Genomic DNA, 302 nt, shown 5'->3' with positions numbered 1-302 from the left:
CTGAAGGCGTGAGGACGGCTTCCGACAAAGCAGCACTCGAGCTTACCGATCTCTGGTTTCGCTACGATCGCGAGGAAGGCGATGTCCTGCGCGGGGCTTAGCTAACGGTGCCTGCGGGCTCGCTCTTCGCGCTGATGGGCGGCAATGGGGCTGGAAAGTCGACCTTGCTTCGGCTGGCGACTGGCTCGCTGTGCCCCTATCGCGGCCAGGTGAACGTATTGGGCGCCAAGGTGGGCGGTTGCCGTGGCCGTGCGGTGCCGGGAGTTGCTCTTCTGCCGCAAGATCCCCGCAGTCTTTTTGCC

Annotated in this window: 1 protein-coding gene; it reads left to right on the top strand. The window is 64.2% G+C overall.

Annotated elements, in window-relative coordinates:
- Positions 1 to 107: 107 nt before the first annotated feature.
- The coding region (locus tag PZH32_RS12865) for an ATP-binding cassette domain-containing protein (protein ID WP_275208646.1) at positions 108 to 302 on the top strand (195 nt) is incomplete at its 3' end.

Origin of the sequence: Adlercreutzia equolifaciens (genome assembly GCF_029076695.1) — a bacterium.
Lineage (GTDB): Bacteria > Actinomycetota > Coriobacteriia > Coriobacteriales > Eggerthellaceae > Adlercreutzia > Adlercreutzia equolifaciens_A.
This window is presented reverse-complemented; position numbering and strand designations above follow the sequence as displayed.